This is a genomic window from Acidovorax sp. A1169, from assembly GCF_030704685.1.
In the GTDB taxonomy this organism is placed as follows: domain Bacteria; phylum Pseudomonadota; class Gammaproteobacteria; order Burkholderiales; family Burkholderiaceae_C; genus Acidovorax.
The window spans coordinates 1-1,256 of the sequence record NZ_JAUZDX010000064.1 but is presented as its reverse complement, the minus strand read 5'-3'; the positions used below and the strand labels follow the sequence as shown (position 1 = coordinate 1,256).

Below are 1,256 nucleotides of genomic sequence, written 5' to 3'. Positions count from 1 at the left end.
GTGGCACGGTGCGTGCGTTGATGGGGCATGCCCACGAGTTACCGCCCTTACGAACCGGATCAGGTGATGCTGCTGCCGGCCGCGCCGCAAGACTGGCTGCCGGCAGGTCACCTGGCCCACTTCATCAACGACACCGTTGATGCGCTGAACCTCAAGGCGTTCTACGCGCGCTACGAGGGCGGTGGCTCGCGCAACCAGCCCTTCCACCCGGCGATGATGGTCAAGGTGCTGGTCTACGCCTACGCCACGGGCGTGTTCAGCTCGCGCAAGATCGAACGCCGGCTGCACGAGGACTTGGCGTTTCGGATGCTGGCCGCAGGCAATTTCCCGCGCCACCGCACGATCTGCGACTTCCGGGCGTTCCATCTGAAGGAGTTGTCGGATCTGTTCGTGCAAGTGGTCAGGCTCGCCCGTGAGATGGGACTGGTCAAGCTGGGCACGGTGGCCATCGACGGCACCAAGGTCAAGGCCAACGCCAGTCGCCACAAGGCCATGAGCTACGAGCGCATGAAGCAGGCAGAGGCTGAACTCAAGGCACAGATTGACGCGCTGCTGGCGCGTGCAAAGGCCACCGACGAGGCCGAGGTCAACGAGCCTGGGCTGGACCTGCCCGCCGAGATCGAGCGGCGCGAGGTGCGCCTGGCGGCCATCCGCGAGGCGCGCGAACGCCTGGAGCAACGCCAGCGCGAAGCGGACCTTGAGCGAGGCCGCAGCGATGACGACGAGCGCCGCCCCCGTGGTCCAGATGGCCAGCCCCGTGGCGGGCGCTACAAGCGCGAGTTCGGCGTGCCCGAGGACAAGGCACAGGAGAACTTCACCGACCCGGACAGCCGTATCATGAAGCGCGCCGGTGGCGGGTTCGACCCGGCCTACAACGCCCAGACGGCGGTGGACGAGGCCGCACACATCATCGTGGCGGCCGAACTGAACAACATTGCGCCCGACGCGAACTGGCTGCTGCCGATGATCCAGGCGGTGGGCAACAACCTGGGCCAACTACCCGAACTCGGTCTGGCTGACGCCGGCTACCGCAGCGAGGACAACCTGAAGAGTGCGCCGATCGATCTGGTGGTGGCACTCGGCAGGGAAGGCAAGGCGCACGCCGAGATCGACTCCCAGGAGTACCCGCACACCGCAGCGATGGCTGCCAAGCTCAAGACCGAGCAAGGACAGGCGGCCTACCGCAAGCGCAAGTGGATCGCCGAGCCGCCCAACGGCTGGATCAAGAACGTGCTGGGGTTCCGGCAGTTCAGCAT

1 protein-coding gene is annotated in these 1,256 nt (G+C 66.2%); it reads left to right on the top strand.

The annotated features are described in order from the left end of the window. Nucleotides 1-27: 27 nt before the first annotated feature. Nucleotides 28-1,256, top strand: a 1,229-nt coding sequence (locus QYL93_RS31825; protein WP_305747430.1) for an IS1182 family transposase, incomplete at its 3' end; no start/stop codon positions are given.